At 55.8% G+C, this 14,663-nt stretch carries 16 protein-coding genes; 6 read left to right on the plus strand and 10 right to left on the minus strand.

Translation table 11 applies throughout. From position 1 onward, the window contains the following. Nucleotides 1-85 precede the first annotated feature (85 nt). The 5 genes from NB063_RS16365 to NB063_RS16385 form a co-directional block, all read right to left on the minus strand. Entirely contained in the window at nt 86-259 is a 174-nt protein-coding gene (locus NB063_RS16365; RefSeq protein ID WP_250929817.1) for a hypothetical protein, read from the minus strand. Then, a complete protein-coding gene (locus NB063_RS16370) occupies nt 256-1,005 on the minus strand; it encodes an alpha/beta hydrolase (protein ID WP_250929818.1) in 750 nt (249 codons plus the stop codon). Before NB063_RS16370 ends, NB063_RS16365 begins: the two co-directional genes overlap by 4 nt. A 93-nt stretch (nt 1,006-1,098) precedes the next feature. Then, nucleotides 1,099-2,334 (minus strand): sulfate reduction electron transfer complex DsrMKJOP subunit DsrP, encoded by a 1,236-nt coding sequence (gene dsrP / locus NB063_RS16375; protein WP_250929819.1) that lies wholly within the window; start codon nt 2,332-2,334, stop codon nt 1,099-1,101. A gap of 80 nt (nt 2,335-2,414) precedes the next feature. Further along, nucleotides 2,415-3,344: a 4Fe-4S dicluster domain-containing protein gene (locus tag NB063_RS16380; RefSeq protein WP_250929820.1), complete on the minus strand. Its 930-nt coding sequence runs from the start codon at nt 3,342-3,344 to the stop codon at nt 2,415-2,417. A gap of 111 nt (nt 3,345-3,455) precedes the next feature. Then, nucleotides 3,456-4,127 (minus strand): hypothetical protein, encoded by a 672-nt coding sequence (locus NB063_RS16385; protein WP_250929821.1) that lies wholly within the window; start codon nt 4,125-4,127, stop codon nt 3,456-3,458. Nucleotides 4,128-4,245: 118 nt separating this feature from the next. On the opposite strand from NB063_RS16385, the gene NB063_RS16390 reads away from it, so the two are divergent. The 5 genes from NB063_RS16390 (at nt 4,246) to NB063_RS16410 (ending at nt 8,901) form a co-directional block, all read left to right on the plus strand. Next, on the plus strand, nt 4,246-4,503 hold the full coding sequence (locus NB063_RS16390) for a chaperone NapD (protein WP_250929822.1): 258 nt from the start codon (nt 4,246-4,248) through the stop codon (nt 4,501-4,503). Beyond that, nucleotides 4,503-6,944: a molybdopterin-dependent oxidoreductase gene (locus NB063_RS16395; RefSeq protein WP_250929823.1), complete on the plus strand. Its 2,442-nt coding sequence runs from the start codon at nt 4,503-4,505 to the stop codon at nt 6,942-6,944. The genes NB063_RS16390 and NB063_RS16395 overlap by 1 nt, the downstream gene beginning before the upstream one ends. Continuing rightward, nucleotides 6,941-7,732: a nitrate reductase cytochrome c-type subunit gene (locus tag NB063_RS16400; protein ID WP_250929824.1), complete on the plus strand. Its 792-nt coding sequence runs from the start codon at nt 6,941-6,943 to the stop codon at nt 7,730-7,732. Before NB063_RS16395 ends, NB063_RS16400 begins: the two co-directional genes overlap by 4 nt. After that, the gene (locus NB063_RS16405; RefSeq protein ID WP_250929825.1) at nt 7,729-8,538 is read left to right on the plus strand and encodes a 4Fe-4S dicluster domain-containing protein; all 810 of its coding nucleotides are present in this window, start codon (nt 7,729-7,731) and stop codon (nt 8,536-8,538) included. The genes NB063_RS16400 and NB063_RS16405 overlap by 4 nt, the downstream gene beginning before the upstream one ends. Before the next feature lie 72 nt (nt 8,539-8,610). Continuing rightward, the gene (locus NB063_RS16410) at nt 8,611-8,901 is read left to right on the plus strand and encodes a hypothetical protein (protein WP_250929826.1); all 291 of its coding nucleotides are present in this window, start codon (nt 8,611-8,613) and stop codon (nt 8,899-8,901) included. Between the two features lie 451 nt (nt 8,902-9,352). On the opposite strand, the gene NB063_RS16415 is transcribed toward NB063_RS16410, so the two are convergent. From NB063_RS16415 to NB063_RS16435, 5 genes are all read right to left on the minus strand, one after another. Further along, complete coding sequence (locus NB063_RS16415; RefSeq protein ID WP_250929827.1) at nt 9,353-9,859, minus strand: hypothetical protein; 507 nt, start codon at nt 9,857-9,859, stop codon at nt 9,353-9,355. Between the two features lie 46 nt (nt 9,860-9,905). Continuing rightward, complete coding sequence (locus tag NB063_RS16420; RefSeq protein WP_250929828.1) at nt 9,906-10,379, minus strand: hypothetical protein; 474 nt, start codon at nt 10,377-10,379, stop codon at nt 9,906-9,908. Nucleotides 10,380-11,134: 755 nt separating this feature from the next. Further along, on the minus strand, nt 11,135-11,755 hold the full coding sequence (locus NB063_RS16425; protein WP_250929829.1) for a macro domain-containing protein: 621 nt from the start codon (nt 11,753-11,755) through the stop codon (nt 11,135-11,137). 280 nt (nt 11,756-12,035) lie between these two features. After that, nucleotides 12,036-12,680, minus strand: a complete 645-nt coding sequence (locus NB063_RS16430; protein ID WP_250929830.1) for an MOSC domain-containing protein — start codon at nt 12,678-12,680, stop codon at nt 12,036-12,038. Next, complete coding sequence (locus tag NB063_RS16435) at nt 12,673-13,158, minus strand: DinB family protein (RefSeq protein ID WP_250929831.1); 486 nt, start codon at nt 13,156-13,158, stop codon at nt 12,673-12,675. Before NB063_RS16435 ends, NB063_RS16430 begins: the two co-directional genes overlap by 8 nt. Nucleotides 13,159-13,320: 162 nt before the next feature. Here NB063_RS16435 and NB063_RS16440 point away from each other — a divergent pair, with 162 nt between their 5' ends. Then, the gene (locus tag NB063_RS16440; protein WP_250929832.1) at nt 13,321-14,658 is read left to right on the plus strand and encodes a thymidine phosphorylase; all 1,338 of its coding nucleotides are present in this window, start codon (nt 13,321-13,323) and stop codon (nt 14,656-14,658) included. Nucleotides 14,659-14,663: the final 5 nt, after the last annotated feature.

Genomic DNA, 14,663 nt, shown 5'->3' on the forward strand with positions numbered 1-14,663 from the left:
ATGAAATGGCCTCGCTATCGGTGATTGAACACCGGATACCGAGGCCTATGAACGCTGAATTGCTTGCGTGAGCTGCCTATCTTGCTCAGTTCAGCAGCTTTTCCATCAAGAACTCGTTTTGGCTTTTGTATTTGGTCTGCGAGGTTCCAGGGATCGCCAAATGGCAATCTTGACCGACGCTATCGGCTTTTTCTTTCATTTTGACGCCGTAGACCGGGTGATGGATTCCGTGCCCCGCGTGCTTGGACGGTAACGTCATGTCGCCGCTGTAGGACATGAACAGCGGCGGGTCATCGTCGCTGACATAATTGAACGGTGAAAACTCGACGTAGAATCGTGGTGTTTGTCGTAGTTTTCCAACGCACCCTCGATCGTCGGTTCGCCAACCGCCATGTTGATCATGCGATGCTGCAAGACGTTCGGGCCTAGCCAACCTTCGATCACTTTCGGGTCGATGGACGTTTGTCCGCCGGTCACGGCAGCGGCCGTCACCCGTGTCGATTCACGTGCGATCGGATCGGAGGAATCAGGGTCGGCGAGGTCGTCATGGCACAACAACCACATCGATGTGCAGGCACCTGCTGATCCGCCGGTCAACGCGATGCGGTCTTTGCGGATGTTCCACTCATCGGCTTTACTGCGGATGAACTGAATCGCTCGCGCCGCATCATGAACGGGGGCAGGCAAAGGGGCTTCGCCGGTCAATCGGTAATTGATCGATGCGTAAGAGATGCCTTTGTCGAGGAACGGTTTCACATCGGCGTCACGTCGCGCCTTATCACCGGCTACCCAGCCACCGCCATGGATGTACACCAACAATGGGCGTGGGCCGTCACCTTCGGCCTGCCAGAAATCGATGACTTGCATTTCGTGCTCGCCGTACGCGACGTTCGCAAACGTCGGTGCGATCTGAGGTTGCGGGGTCTGCTTTTTATCTTGACCAACCAAACCGGTGGCGGATAAAGCGACGCACAAAATGGACAAGCAAACGACGTTCTTTTTCATGGGGGCTCTCTAGGTGAAGACGCAACGGGTAGCCGATCGTGCGTAACGATTCGCTACAGACGCCGAGATTGTAACGCGTCGCCAGAGACGAATCTAATGGCTCGGTTGCTTGAGCGTTGGGAGCGCGGTTTTGATGGCGATTGTAAAAACCATCAGTCCGAACGCCCAAATGCCAACAGTGACTTTCCACTCCAGTTGGCTGGGAACGTACTCGACGATCTCGTGCAGCGTGCTGGGGATGAAGCCGGGGATGATCAGGCCCATGCCTTTCTCGATCCATGTTCCCACAAATGCCATCGCGCAAGCCGCAATCAAAAGCGGTCGCCACCGCTCGGATAAAATCCCTGACCATAAAAACAGCAACGCGGCGGTGACGTTCAGACCGATCGCCGTCCATGTCCACGGAACCAACGCAGTTTTTCCATGCAGCCCAAAGAAGAGGTATTTGGCCGCACTTGCGTGAGATCCACCCGTGTAAAATTCCGTGAATAACTCAGACGCCACCATCAGCAAGTTGATCAAAATCGTGACGCGGATGATTTTAGTGAGCGTGGCGATCGGTTGCTCCAGGCCGGTGACGCCCGTCAAACGTTTGATCATGATCATCGAGACGATGATGAATGCCGGTCCAGAAACAAACGCCGACGCCAGAAAACGTGGTGCGAGCAATGCGGTATTCCAAAAAGGCCGGCCGCCCAGCCCGCAGTAGAGGAACGCGGTCACGGTGTGAATCGAAATCGCCCACACGATCGAAATCATCACAAACGGCACGTACCACACCGGATTCGGACGGTGGCCAAGGAATCGCATGTAGAGCAAGTAGCCGCAGATATGCAAATTCAAAACGAGATAGCCGTTGAGGACGATCACGTCCCAGGTCAGCATCGAGATCGGAAAATTGAATTTGCCGATGCCCGGAATCAGGTGCCAGAATCGATCCGGTCGCCCCAGGTCGGCGACGACAAACATCAGGCACATCACGATCGCGGCGACCGCTAGCAACTCGCCGATGATGACGACGTCGTGCATCTTGCGGTCATGGTACAGGTACGCGGGGATGACCATCATCACGCCTCCGGCAGCCAGGCCGACCATGAACGTGAAGTTAGCGATGTACAATCCCCAACTCACTTGGTCGGTCATGTTGGTTCCCACCATCCCGCCAGCAACCTGGTTTGCCCACGCATTGGCGCCGACCAAAAAAATGGCCGTCAACATGGTCATCCAGGCGTAAAAGCCGAACGATCCCTCGGTCGCCAACCATAACGAACGCCCGATGAATTTCGGGTAGCTCGAGATGTGGTTCTGTTTGGTCGCGGTATTGCTCATGATGATTTCGCGGGGAACAGCAATGAGTTGAGTGATTGAGTCATGCGAACGATCCTACGTGGTAGGAATCGCGGTGTGGGCTAGTCGAAGTAGTAGAAGAACGCGGGCTTGGTACCGAGTTCTTCCTTGAGGATGTAGACGCGTTTGTTCTCGAGGATCCAGCGGATGTTGGAGTCCTTGTCGAGGATGTTGCCGAACACGCGAGCGCCCGTCGGGCAGGCTTCCAAGCACGCGGGTAATTTTCCTTTGCGTGTTCGGTGCAGGCAGTAGGTGCACTTTTCAACCACGCCGACTGGCCGAACGCGGTTACTGAGATAGCCTTGGTTTGGGTTGATTTCTTCCGCCGGAATTTCGGGCGCTTTCCAGTTGAATCGTCGCGCGTGATAGGGGCAGGCCGCTTCGCAATACCGGCAACCGATGCACCAGTTGTAGTCAACGACAACGATGCCATCCTCTTCCTTCCAGGTCGCCTTGACCGGGCAAACGTCGACACACGGTGGTTCATCGCACTGCTGGCATTGGACCGGCAAGTAAAACTTGTCGTCCTTCGGGACCGCGCCCGTATAAGTCGTCGAACCTTGCTCCATATCCATCGTGCCCTTGGGCATTTCGATGACACGAATGTAGGACTGGTTGGTGGCACGGTCGTGGTTGTTTTCTTTGTGACACGCCTCGACGCATTTGCCGTTGCCGTTGCAAACGCTCAGATTGATCGCATAGACAAACTTGGTCCCAGGAATCGGTCGGTCGTCAGAGATTTTGACGTCGACACCGTGTTTTTCCTTGGCTTCGGCCTCCAATCGGGCGATCACGTCGGTTTTCTGTTCCGGCGACAATTCCGTGTAATGCTGCTGCATGAACTCCGCCGCCGTGGTGTTCTTGGCGGCTTGACGCAGCGGTGAGACGGCGGCGACAAATGCGGCCGCGCCTAGCGTGGCAAAGCCGCCTTTGACGGCAGCCCGACGTGAAAAGTTCTCGACGATCGGAAGGCTCGGTTTCGACGTTTCCATCTGGTTGTCTCGGGTTGGGGAACCAAGCGTGAGGTTGCGGGAAATGATGTGGTGGTTGAGTCAGGCGGCGAGGGTTTCGACTGCCGGTCGCGGCCAAAAAAGCATCACGTTTTAATGGTCGTCGGAATCGGTATGCGGCATGTTAAAGCGGTCCTTCGGTTTGAAGTCCACGATCATCTTGGGGAACGCCGGTGCGTGCGGATCATGGCAATCGACGCAGTTGTTCTTGACTTGCGGACCACGCGATAAATCCCAGAACCCGTTTATTCCACCATGAGCCCCGTGGGCAAACGAAGTCGCTTGGGGGCCATGGCATTGGGAGCACAGCGTCATCACGTCGCTGTAATCAACCCGCGTCCCGTCGGCTAATCGTAATGAGTCGGCATCGTCCGGGTTGTGGCACGAATAGCACGCGATCGTACCGTGGTTGAATTGCATGCCCTGATGAAACTCGTCGAGCGTCGTGGCGTTGCGATTTTGAAAGGCAGGGGGGCGAACGCTGTGGCAAGTCGAACACGCGACCGTGCCGCTACGGCCCTGTGGATCGCTGCCCGCTAATTCGATGCGAGGTGGTCCGTCGGGGCGGCGAATGGTGACCGTGTAGGTTGGCGATTTGGGACGAGCGGGAGCCTGCGTCGCCGACTCAGCCAACAAGGCATTTGCCGGTGCAGACTCGTCGTCAGCAGCAATCACGTCGGAGTTCTGATCCAATGGAGTAACCAAAGCAGCGATCACCATGGATGCGATCAAGCTGACGAAAATCAAACTTGTGATTCGAGGCATCAATTTTCTGTCCAAAACAAGGTTCCCCTGACGGCTCTAATTGTATACCATGGGGTGCATGTTGTTGGGAACTGCAATTCCCACAAAAGACACACTCTTTTCTGAAAGCCTAACACAAGTGCCAGTCAGCGGGCTCGTCGTCACGTTTCAAACTCCGGTAGATCAGTACCGGGAGACGATCGAATTATTGAGAGCGGTACCTGAAATCGAAACAGGTGAGTTCAAAAACGGTAAGCTTGCGATTGTCGTGGATTCTGAAACACGGCATCGCGATCAAGAGATTTGGGATTCGGTTCGGCAAATGCCAGGGGTCATCGACTTGGCCGTCGCTTTCGTCGGTTTCGATGACGATCAAAATCACACGAGGGATGAATGATGGATGCGAAACGCCGGAGTTTTTTAAAATCAACCGCGATGGCGGCGGCCTGTTCGATGGTGACGAGCGAAGCCGGATTTTCATTGCCGGTGCTCAGCGCCGATGACGGTCTACCCGATGGCGATGGTCTCACGTGGAACAAAGCCCCGTGTCGTTTTTGCGGAACCGGTTGCCATGTGCAGGTCGGTGTCGAAGACGGCCGCGTCGTTGCGATTGCCGGTGACAAAGCCGCTGATGTGAACAAGGGATTGCTGTGCGTGAAAGGTTATCATGTGGGAGGCATCCTGTACGGCAAAGATCGGTTGACCAAACCGCTGCTTCGTAAGGATGGCAAGCTCACCGAAATCGAATGGGACGACGCGATCGATATCGTTGCCAAGCGAATCATGGATGCGCCGGACAAATTCGCTTTCTATGGCAGCGGTCAGTGGACAATCCCAGAAGGCTTCGCCGCTCAGAAATTCATGAAGGGTGGGCTCGGCAACAATCACATCGACCCGAACGCGCGTTTGTGCATGGCGTCCGCGGTAACGGGATTCTTGGCGACGTATGGCGTCGACGAACCGGCGGGGTGTTACGCCGACCTCGATGAGTGTGACGTGTTAATCACGTGGGGGAACAACCCTGCCGAAATGCACCCGGTGCTGTTTTCTCGAGTGACGGACCGGCGTTCCCGTGGCGAAACCGTTCGCATCATCGACATCGGAACGCGACGAACGAGAACGACCGATGCGGCCAACGATTACCTGGAAATGCAGCCGCACGGTGATGTGGCAATCTCGTTGGGGATCATGCATTTATTGATTCAGAACGAAAACTACGACAAATCATTCGTTGAGAATTTTTGCAACTTCCGGGGTGCCGAAGCGGATACCCCAACGTTGCAAGGTGAAGCGATCAGCGAAGAAGACTTTCGCAAACGGATTGCGAAGTACACGCCCGAGCACGTCGAAGAACTGTCTGGCGTCCCGGCGGACAAGATTCGCATGCTCGCCGAACTGTTCGCAAACCGTGAAATCCGCATCACGTCGTTGTGGTGCATGGGGATGAATCAACACACGATGGGAACCGCGATCAACTCGCTCGTTCACGGAGTGCACCTGCTCAGTGGTCACTTCGGTCGCCCTGGAGACGCGCCGACGAGTCTTACCGGGCAACCGTCCGCGTGTGGAACCGTTCGCGAAGTCGGAACGTTGGCGCACGCGTTACCCGGCGGCCGTGTGGTTGCCAAACCCGAGCATCGGGCACAGTGCGAAGAAATGTGGAACGTGCGTGAGGGTAGCATCAATCCCGAGCCCGGCTATCACACGGTAAAGATGTTTGAACAGTTCACCAAACCGACATCCGAAGGCGGTGACATCAACACGCTGTTTGTGCAGGTGACCAATCCGGGGCAGACGCTGCCAAACTTGAACGCACTGTTCAACAGCAAGGATGGGCTTGAGGACAAATTCTTGATTGTCTCGGAAGTCTACCCGACTGCGACCACCAGGCTCGCCGATTTGATTTTGCCCGCTGCATTGTGGGTGGAGAAAAACGGCATGTTCGGCAATAGCGAGCGTCGGACACAGCAGTGGTTCAAGATGGTCGATCCGCCCGGGGAAGCTCGCGATGACTGTTGGATGACGATCGCGATCGCTCATCGGCTATTCGAGCTCGGCCATGAAGGGATGAAGAACAAAGACGGTGAATTCATTTTCGCGGTCAAGGATGAGAACGGCAAAGAAATCCCGGTTTGGGAATTCGAGCACTACTACGACACCAATGTCGACAAGCATTTGTTCGAAGAGTATCGAGCGTTCACGACGATGAAGCACAAGAACCTCGCGCCATATGATGAATATGTCGCCGCGCGAGGCCTGCGGTGGCCCGTCGTTGAACAGTCTGATGGTTCATGGCGGGAAACCAAGTTCCGGTTTGCAGCATTCGACGATCCGTTCGTCGCCGAAGGGCAAGAGTTTGAGTTCTATCATTCGTCCTCCAATGATGGGCGTGCCCAGATCTGGTTCCATGAATACGCTCCGCCCCCGGAAATGCCCGACGATGAGTATCCGTTCTGGTTGTGCACGGGACGTGTGCTCGAGCACTGGCACACCGGGACGATGACGCGGCGCGTCTCGCAACTCAGCCGTGCGATGCCGACGTCCTACGTCGAGATGCATGCCGAAGATGCTCAGGCGGCCAACATTCGCCAAGGCGAAACGGTTGTCATCGAATCTCGCCGTGGTGTTTGTGAATTGCCGGTTTGGATCGATGGTCGCGGACGTCCGCCTCGTGGCACGATTTTTGTACCGTTTTTTGACGAGACGAAACTCATCAATAACTGCACGCTCGAGGCTCATGACCCGTTCTCCAAACAACCCGATTACAAGAAGTGCGCCGTGAGGGTTGTCAAAAAGTCGACGGCGAAAGCGAACGCAACCGAGATGGTGCATTCATGAACAAGCGAATCACGACCGTATTTCTCTCGCTCGTCATCGCCATCGCCGCAGTCGGTTATTTCGTCGGCATCGGAGACGGTGTCCCCGTGCCCGACGGATTTCATGATTCGCCGCTGGCCGATCGGGAATTGAATCAGACCGGCGGGGATGCAAAACTGATCGAAGCGGTCAGCTACGCCGAGATTGCGGGGACTCAGATGGGGCCGACCCAATCGTGGCAAATGGTCCCCAAGACGCTGCCGACTAGGTCCTATGATTTGTTCGCTGAGATCAAGCCGAGCGAAGAAGAGAAGTTGGCGTCGAGTCAAACCCGTTCGTCACGTCGCGCGTACAACGGAGCGCCGCCGGTCATCCCGCATGCGATCGAGAACACGACTGATGCGGCTTGCTACGCGTGTCACAGCAACGGCATGAAGATGGGTAATCTCAAAGCCAGCGTGATGTCGCATCAGTTCCTTGCCAACTGTACCCAGTGTCATGCGCCGATGGCCCCGGCACCGTTTCGAGACGTGGACGCGAGTGTGAATACGACGTTTGTCGGTTTGCCGGCACCCAAAGCCGGCAAGCGGGCCTACCCGGGTGCACCGCCCACGATTCCACACTCGCAGTGGATGCGCGAAAACTGCCTCGCGTGTCACGGAGGTGGTAACGGTTGGGCGGGGATGGAATCGACGCACCCCTGGCGAACGAACTGTACGCAGTGTCACGCTCCCTCGGCATCGCTCGACCAAGCGGTCGCGTCGGACACGATTCCCATGCTGCCACCATTGGAAGTTGTTGGAGAGTGAGAACAGGCTCGGAAAGCGATAGCAAAGGCGAACCGAATTTCGCGAAGCGAATTTGGCGGTCATGCGTTCGGTTCTTGAATTGCTGTTCGCCGGTTCGTTTCTTGTGCGGCACTCATCATCAGGAGAATCGCAAACGAAAATCTGGGCTAAGCCGACGTGACCTCTTTCACGGGCGTCTTTGGAAATCCGCTCGCCCGACGCAGTTCGAACCACTCGTCACTCGATATCCCAAGCCGGTTGTCGACGAGACACCGGTTTCGAAACCACGCAGTATCAGCGGAATCAATATCGATCCGGTTCCGCCGACCAACCTCGGTGTCACGTTGCGGTCAAAACCGGTTCCCGTTTTCCGTCCGCCGGGCGCGATCGATGAAGCTCAATTCCTGGTCGGTTGCACACGTTGTGGCGACTGCATCACAGTCTGTCCGTATGACGCGATTCGAACGGCAACCGAACGATACGGGAGTGTTGCTGGGACGCCCGTCATCGAAGCCGACACGCAAGCCTGCATGATGTGCGAAGATTTTCCCTGCATCACTGCATGCAAACCTGGTGTGTTGGTCGATTCGATCCCAAAGGTGATGGGCACCGCGCGAGTGACCGAGCACCTCTGTTTGGCGCATCACCATACGACGTGCACCGTGTGTAGCGAGCGTTGTCCCGTAGAGGGAGCAATCACCGTGCGCGATGGCAAGCCAACAGTTATCGAAGACATTTGCACCGGATGTGGCGTCTGTCGTTACGTATGTCCTGCGCCCGAAAACGCTATCCTGTTGATGCCCGCGTTCTCTCGCCCTGGGATTTAGCAAAGACGCCCACGCTCGCGACCGAGTCACCCCGCTCCGCGATCTACTCTCCACGATAACAAGCTCGTCTCCATGCTCGACAATGAACCGCTTCCCGAAATACTTCAGGCCGAATGGGCGGGGGATCAAGTGAGGGCGTTGTTCGCCGATCTCGCCGCCGGTGCCGACGTTCGGCATGTCCAGATGCGCACGCCGGAGACCGACGGTACGGTGTCACTCGCCGAAGCGGAATCGGCGTTTGTTGCCGGCCAGGCGATCGCGATCCAAGTACGCTATGTGTTCGAAAACGAAATGTGGTGTGACACCATCATGCCGGGAAACCCAACAACCAAAATCATCCGCAATCGTCTACCAAACGGCTAGTTCGTCGTCCCCGCTTAATTGCCACGTTACTCCGATCTTGCGCCTTGGCAGTCCAGTTCAATGGACTGCAGAGCACGCCAACCAACCTTTTGGACTTTGTTGTTAGTCCCCAATTGTCGACCGCACTCCGTCTATGGAGCTGAAGAACGCGGGTTCTGCGAAGGGGCGACCGGGCGACTTGTGCTGCTCCCCTGTATCCCGGGCTACTATCTCGACCTGATCCAAGAAACGGGACTGTAGTTTGTCCGGAAACCAACTGCTCACATTAGCTGTTGCGTCGCTCGAACGCATTCGAGACGCAACGCCATTTTCTCGACCCGCGTGAAATGGAATGTGGTCGATGTCGGGGAAGGCGTAGAAAGCTTGACGACGATCGAGCGAGAGGCGAAAGCGTTCCCCGCCGAACAGGCGAATTCCGCCGCTATTGAAATTGGCGCCCCGCCAACGTCGGTCAAGTCTCGGGAAGATCGTTGAGAGCAACCGAGGCATACTCATCGGATTCAACGAACGTCACGACCGAATCGCGTAACTGTGCGATGATCGTGTCTGACGCGTCTACAGCGAACATCTCAAGTTCCACTTTGGATCCTGCTGGGCTGGCGAGAATTTGGCGAACGGACTCGGGTGTGAGTGGATGAATGTCAGCTTCTTTTAGCAGGTCCAGGATTCGTCTTTCTTCTTCGGAACGCACTTCAACTAATTCGTCGTTGAAAAAGAGACGAGCAGGATCGGCGGACGTTTCGATGACGTGTTGGTTCAAACGTACTGAACATCTTTGCCCTGAATCCGCGATCGCATAAAGCGTGGTCGTTCCACCATCAAGCAATATTGATGAATAGACCAGCGTGATTTTGTTCGCGTTTTCCAGGGAAAATAATTCTGATTCCCAACTCTGAGCTTTCTGTCCGCAGCCCACCAACGAAATCGCGACGATGATCGGTAGTGTCAGATAACGCATGCTTTCGTTTACGGTTCGCGGGGCAACACCAAACGCTAGGGTACGCTCAGGGCTCGAAATAAATTGGGTCGTACAGATCCCAGTAGCCGGTGAAATAGATTGCGCAAAAAACGCTGTAGAATGCGATGTTGGCAACAACGATCATGGCGATGCCGTGGAGGGCCGCGATCCCAAGTCCGCGGAATCCACGTGTAACGACGAGATAGAGTACGAGAGAAATTGGGCAAAATAGCAAGTGAAGCATGCGGAGTACGGGATGAAACGTGACTGCACGTATGCGGGCGTCATTAATTGCCCAGGTTGTCCCAACAATGGCGAAAACAATGGAGTGGACGCAGTAAGCGGTTGCGCTGTCGTAGTGAAACACGCCGAAGGCAGATGCAAACGCAACGGTCGCGTAGAGCGAGAGAAGGAGAAGGGTTTGCGTTGACCTTTGGATGCGGTCGCGCTCCCGAGAGCCCAGTGGCATATCAGACGCGGAATACGGCTGGACGTCAGGAGGAATGTCCGGTGTCGTCATCGAGGTTCATTCAAGGCAGTGGATCTTAGCTGGATAGCGTCACTTTTCACGTAGCTCGATCTCTCCGCGACCGAGAATGGCTGGCGATATCTGCTTTCGGAGCCTCGGATAAACTCAGCTACGTGAGAGGCAAAAACTCCGATTCGTCTGCCAGAACGTGACGCTGTCTAGTTGGTCAAACAACTTCAGCTTGTGACGTATCGTGGATTCGGGCGCACTGCAAGATTTTAGCTTTATATCGCTGGAAACTTCTAGTCCCGCAGGTTCAGGCTTTGCGTGCGCGACTAAGAAAGAGGGATGAAAGGCACGCTCGCGTGTGGCAAGAGAAGACGATCGTCGGAGTTTGTGCCTTCACTGCGGTCGTGTAGCGTGTGTTCTGCGACTATTAACCATGCAGCCAATGTGCAAACCTCACGTCGTCGGCCACTCCGCGTCGATTATCTGTTATCTGGCGTAATGAACTCGATCAACATCCTACCCTTGGTTGGACTGACGATCGAATTCTTTTCGCTTGCGCGAGAGTTTGAATGCGGACCTGCTGGTTTGAGTGGATGCAAATCAAACCGTGGAGAAAGAGGCTGTGGAAAAGACGCAATTGCTTCCCTGCTCCGATGACAACGGCATTGCTGCGAAACGCTGCCAAGTTTGATGTCGCAGCCGATCAGAAAGTGCTCGTTGCGTTCTCAACGTCGCGAGACGAGGGCTGGTTGTAGTCCAGAAGGTAGTCCGTGGAGGATTTCATCTGTTCGATCACATCATCGCGTGACCTGGCGTTTGCCATCGTAATGGATCGCGCGTTGTCGGCCGGCAACCATGTCCCAATCCATGCGGTGGGGCGGATTGAGATAGTGACGGTAGGCAACAGCCATTTGCCGGGCGACCTCAGTGTACGGCACGCCACCAAAGCCAGCGCCCATGGCAGGAAACACGACCGTTTCGATCTGCGTTTGGCTCGATGCTTTGTGGCGATACACGGCAAGAAGTGATGCCCACGTTGCCGCATACACCTTGTCGGTGCCCACGATTGAACCCGGAACACGCATGGTCGGCGAGTGAGCTATGAATGGATAGTTGGGTTTCCCGGTCGGTTCAATGAATGACGAGCCAATGGGTTGCTCGCCGAGATACTCATCCATGATTCGCGTTTGCACGCGGCGCATCAGATCCTCGCCGTGGAATCGGATCACGGCCGCATCGATGCCAGCGTTCATGATCCCGAAGGCGTTGGCAGCAGTGACGAAACAATCGTGCGGCGGCAAGTCTTCGAAGCGAGATTGAATCACCGTAACACGCGGCAGGCCGTCAAAGCGATCACGGAAGGCATCGCACATTTCTGCCTCGGGATGGATGAGCCACAGATCGATCGGTAGTGCCATTAAGTTGAGATTCTCCAAGTAAAAGAACGACGGGCGTGTTGGCTGACCGTCAGGACGATTGATCTTAACGCAGAACCCGCCGGCAATACAGGTTTAACGCAACATCGACTCACGAAACGACTCAGTCACATAGGACTCCGAGAGTACAGAGAAGACGGCAGACAGGACTCTCGGTGACCACTGTGATCTCGGTGGCTCAACCGTCCACGCACCGTTTCCGCCATTAGACTTGATGCAGATGGCTGGGGCGTCGACTGGGATGCGGGCTTTGGATGAGCGATTATCGGTCGAGTGTTACTTGCCAGGACTTGGAAAGTTCGGGGCAGGCGGCGAGACGGCGGTCATCTTCGCTACGCCGTGGTTTGGCGAACATGACGTCGTTGGCGAAGTCGACTGTGAACTCGGGATGGAGTCGCTCGGTGAGTGTCATCGTTTGGCCGGCTTCGATTTCGCCTTCTTGAAGGACTCGCAAGTACCAGCCCGTCATTCGGGTTTGTTGGACACGTACAGCTAGTTTGGGAACGCCCCATCGTGTCGACAACTTCCAGCACGGTTGACGCGCCTGTGAAACCTGCAATACGCAGCTTCCGACTTTAAAAATGTCGCCGATGCAAACCTCTTTGCCGGTGATCCTCGCGAGCGTGAGGTTTTCGCCGAATGAGCCGTCCGCCCAATCGATTTGCGGGAATTCACTCGACCAGTGCTTGTAGTGGGCTTGCGGGTACGCCAAGACCGCTTTGTCGGGACCGCCGTGGTGAACCAGGTCGGATTGTTGGTCACCTTCGATATTGGTGAAGCGGACGCGGACCGGCCCCGAGATGGGATCTTTGATAATTGCCGACGTCCAGTCTTTTCCCGTTTCTTCCGCGGAGAAGTTGCGAGGCTTTCCGACGTGAATGGATATCACCGCGATAGGATCAACCATAGAGATGCGGCGTTTCAATGCCGTTGGTGCGAAGGTAGACGAGCAAGTGCGCGCGATGATGTGCCACGTGGCTGACCATGTACATTCGATAGATGATGTAGCGAGGTTGGGTCAGGACCGGCTGCCCACCGACGAGCAGTGACCACTCATCTTCGAGCGTATCGAGCGAGAAGTCCGCGATGACTTCTTTGGCCGATTCGATGTTCTTGTCGAACGCTTGAAGAGCATCTGCGACGGTCGCCATTTCAGGCGTCGTGTGGGGCGGTCCGTCGGGAGGGGCGACGTCAAACACGTTTTCACGCAAAATGATGTTCGCCCAACTCGGTATATCGGCGAGGTGGCTGACGTTCCATCGAATCGAATGCAGTGACTCGTCGGCTTGGTAATCCATTAACGCGTCGGGGGTGATTTCGATCACGCTGCGGGTGGAAGCCGACTCGATATCGAATTCTCGCAGCATCAGCGAACGCAAATCCATTTCAAGATCCTTTGTGTGGCGGCGGTGCAAACTCGGCAGAGACGCAATCTTAACGGTTCGCTGCGATGATCAACAATCAGTGTTACGATGTGGCGGAGCGGCCGAGGGGGCATTGTCATGCGTTTGCCCAGAGCGGCAATCCTAATTTGAGGCGTCTACGGCATGTTGTGCACGAATCTGATTCGCAAAAAACGCTTCGGCAAAGTTCTGGACGCTGACGAATGGCATTTCTTAATTGATTCTTTCTGCGATGGCAGTGTCACTGACGCTCAAATGGCGGCGATGGCGATGGCGATCTGCATTCGCGGGTTAACTCCGGATGAGATTTTTTGTTTGACGAACGAGATGCTCGCTAGTGGCACACGCTTGCCACGGGTCAGCGATCGTCCGCGGGTCGACAAGCACAGCACGGGCGGTTTAGGGGATAAGGTATCGTTGATCCTTGCTCCGTTGCTTGCGAGCCTCGGCTGTGATGTGCCGATGATCAGTGGCCGGGGACTCGGCCGGACCGGGGGCACGTTGGATAAGCTCGAGGCGATTGAAGGTTTTCAGACCTCATTGTCAATCGAAGAATCGTCCAAAGTGCTTGCCGAGGTGGGGGCGTTTATTATCGGAGCGGATGAGAGAATCGCCCCGGCGGATCGGCGTTTGTATGCGTTGCGAGACGTGACCGCGACGGTGGAGTCAGTCGGGTTAATCACCGCCAGCATCCTGAGCAAAAAGCTTGCCGCGTCGCTCGACGCTCTCGTGATGGACGTCAAGGTCGGCAGTGGCGGATTCATGCCGACTCACGGTGAGGCGATCGAATTGGCCGAGAGTCTCGTTCGCGTTGGCGAGCAATCGGGGATGCCGACGCGGGCCATCTTGTCGGACATGGATCAACCTTTGGGAGACGCGTTCGGGGCATCGATCGGGAATGCGATCGAGGTCAACGAGGCGATCGCGGTTTTGTCCGATCAAAGATCCTCCGAGTTAAACAGTCCGGTGCGTGAGCTGACGATCGCGTTGTCCGCTTCGGCACTCGTTCAAGCTGGAGTGATGGCCGACTTAGCGACCGCCGAGACGAAGTTGCGAGAACGTTTAGCCAGTGGACATGCGATGGAACGATTTGAAAAAATGGTTGTTGCGCAGGGGGGACATTTGAACGGTCCGCTGCCAGTGGCTCGGCGACGCGACTTTTTGGCCGAGCGAGATGGATTTGTTGAGCGAATCAATTGTCCGGCGATAGGGGACGCGATCATCGCGGCTGGAGGCGGAAGAAAGCGGGGTGGCGAAAAGCTCGATCACCGCGTGGGGATCCAAACCTTTGTCCGGGTGGGGGATGCGGTGAAAAAGGGGCAGGTGCTCTTTGCAATATTTGATGATTCGGATTCAATCGCCACATCGATTCAGAACGCATCGGGGCCGTGGGTTTCACTGAGCGAGACCCCGGTTGCGGCGAGAGATTTGATTCTCGAATCGATCCCGTCGGACCCGGTTGCCCAACATGCGACGACCTGAATTGT

This window comes from Aporhodopirellula aestuarii (assembly GCF_023701485.1).
In the GTDB taxonomy this organism is placed as follows: domain Bacteria; phylum Planctomycetota; class Planctomycetia; order Pirellulales; family Pirellulaceae; genus Rhodopirellula; species Rhodopirellula aestuarii.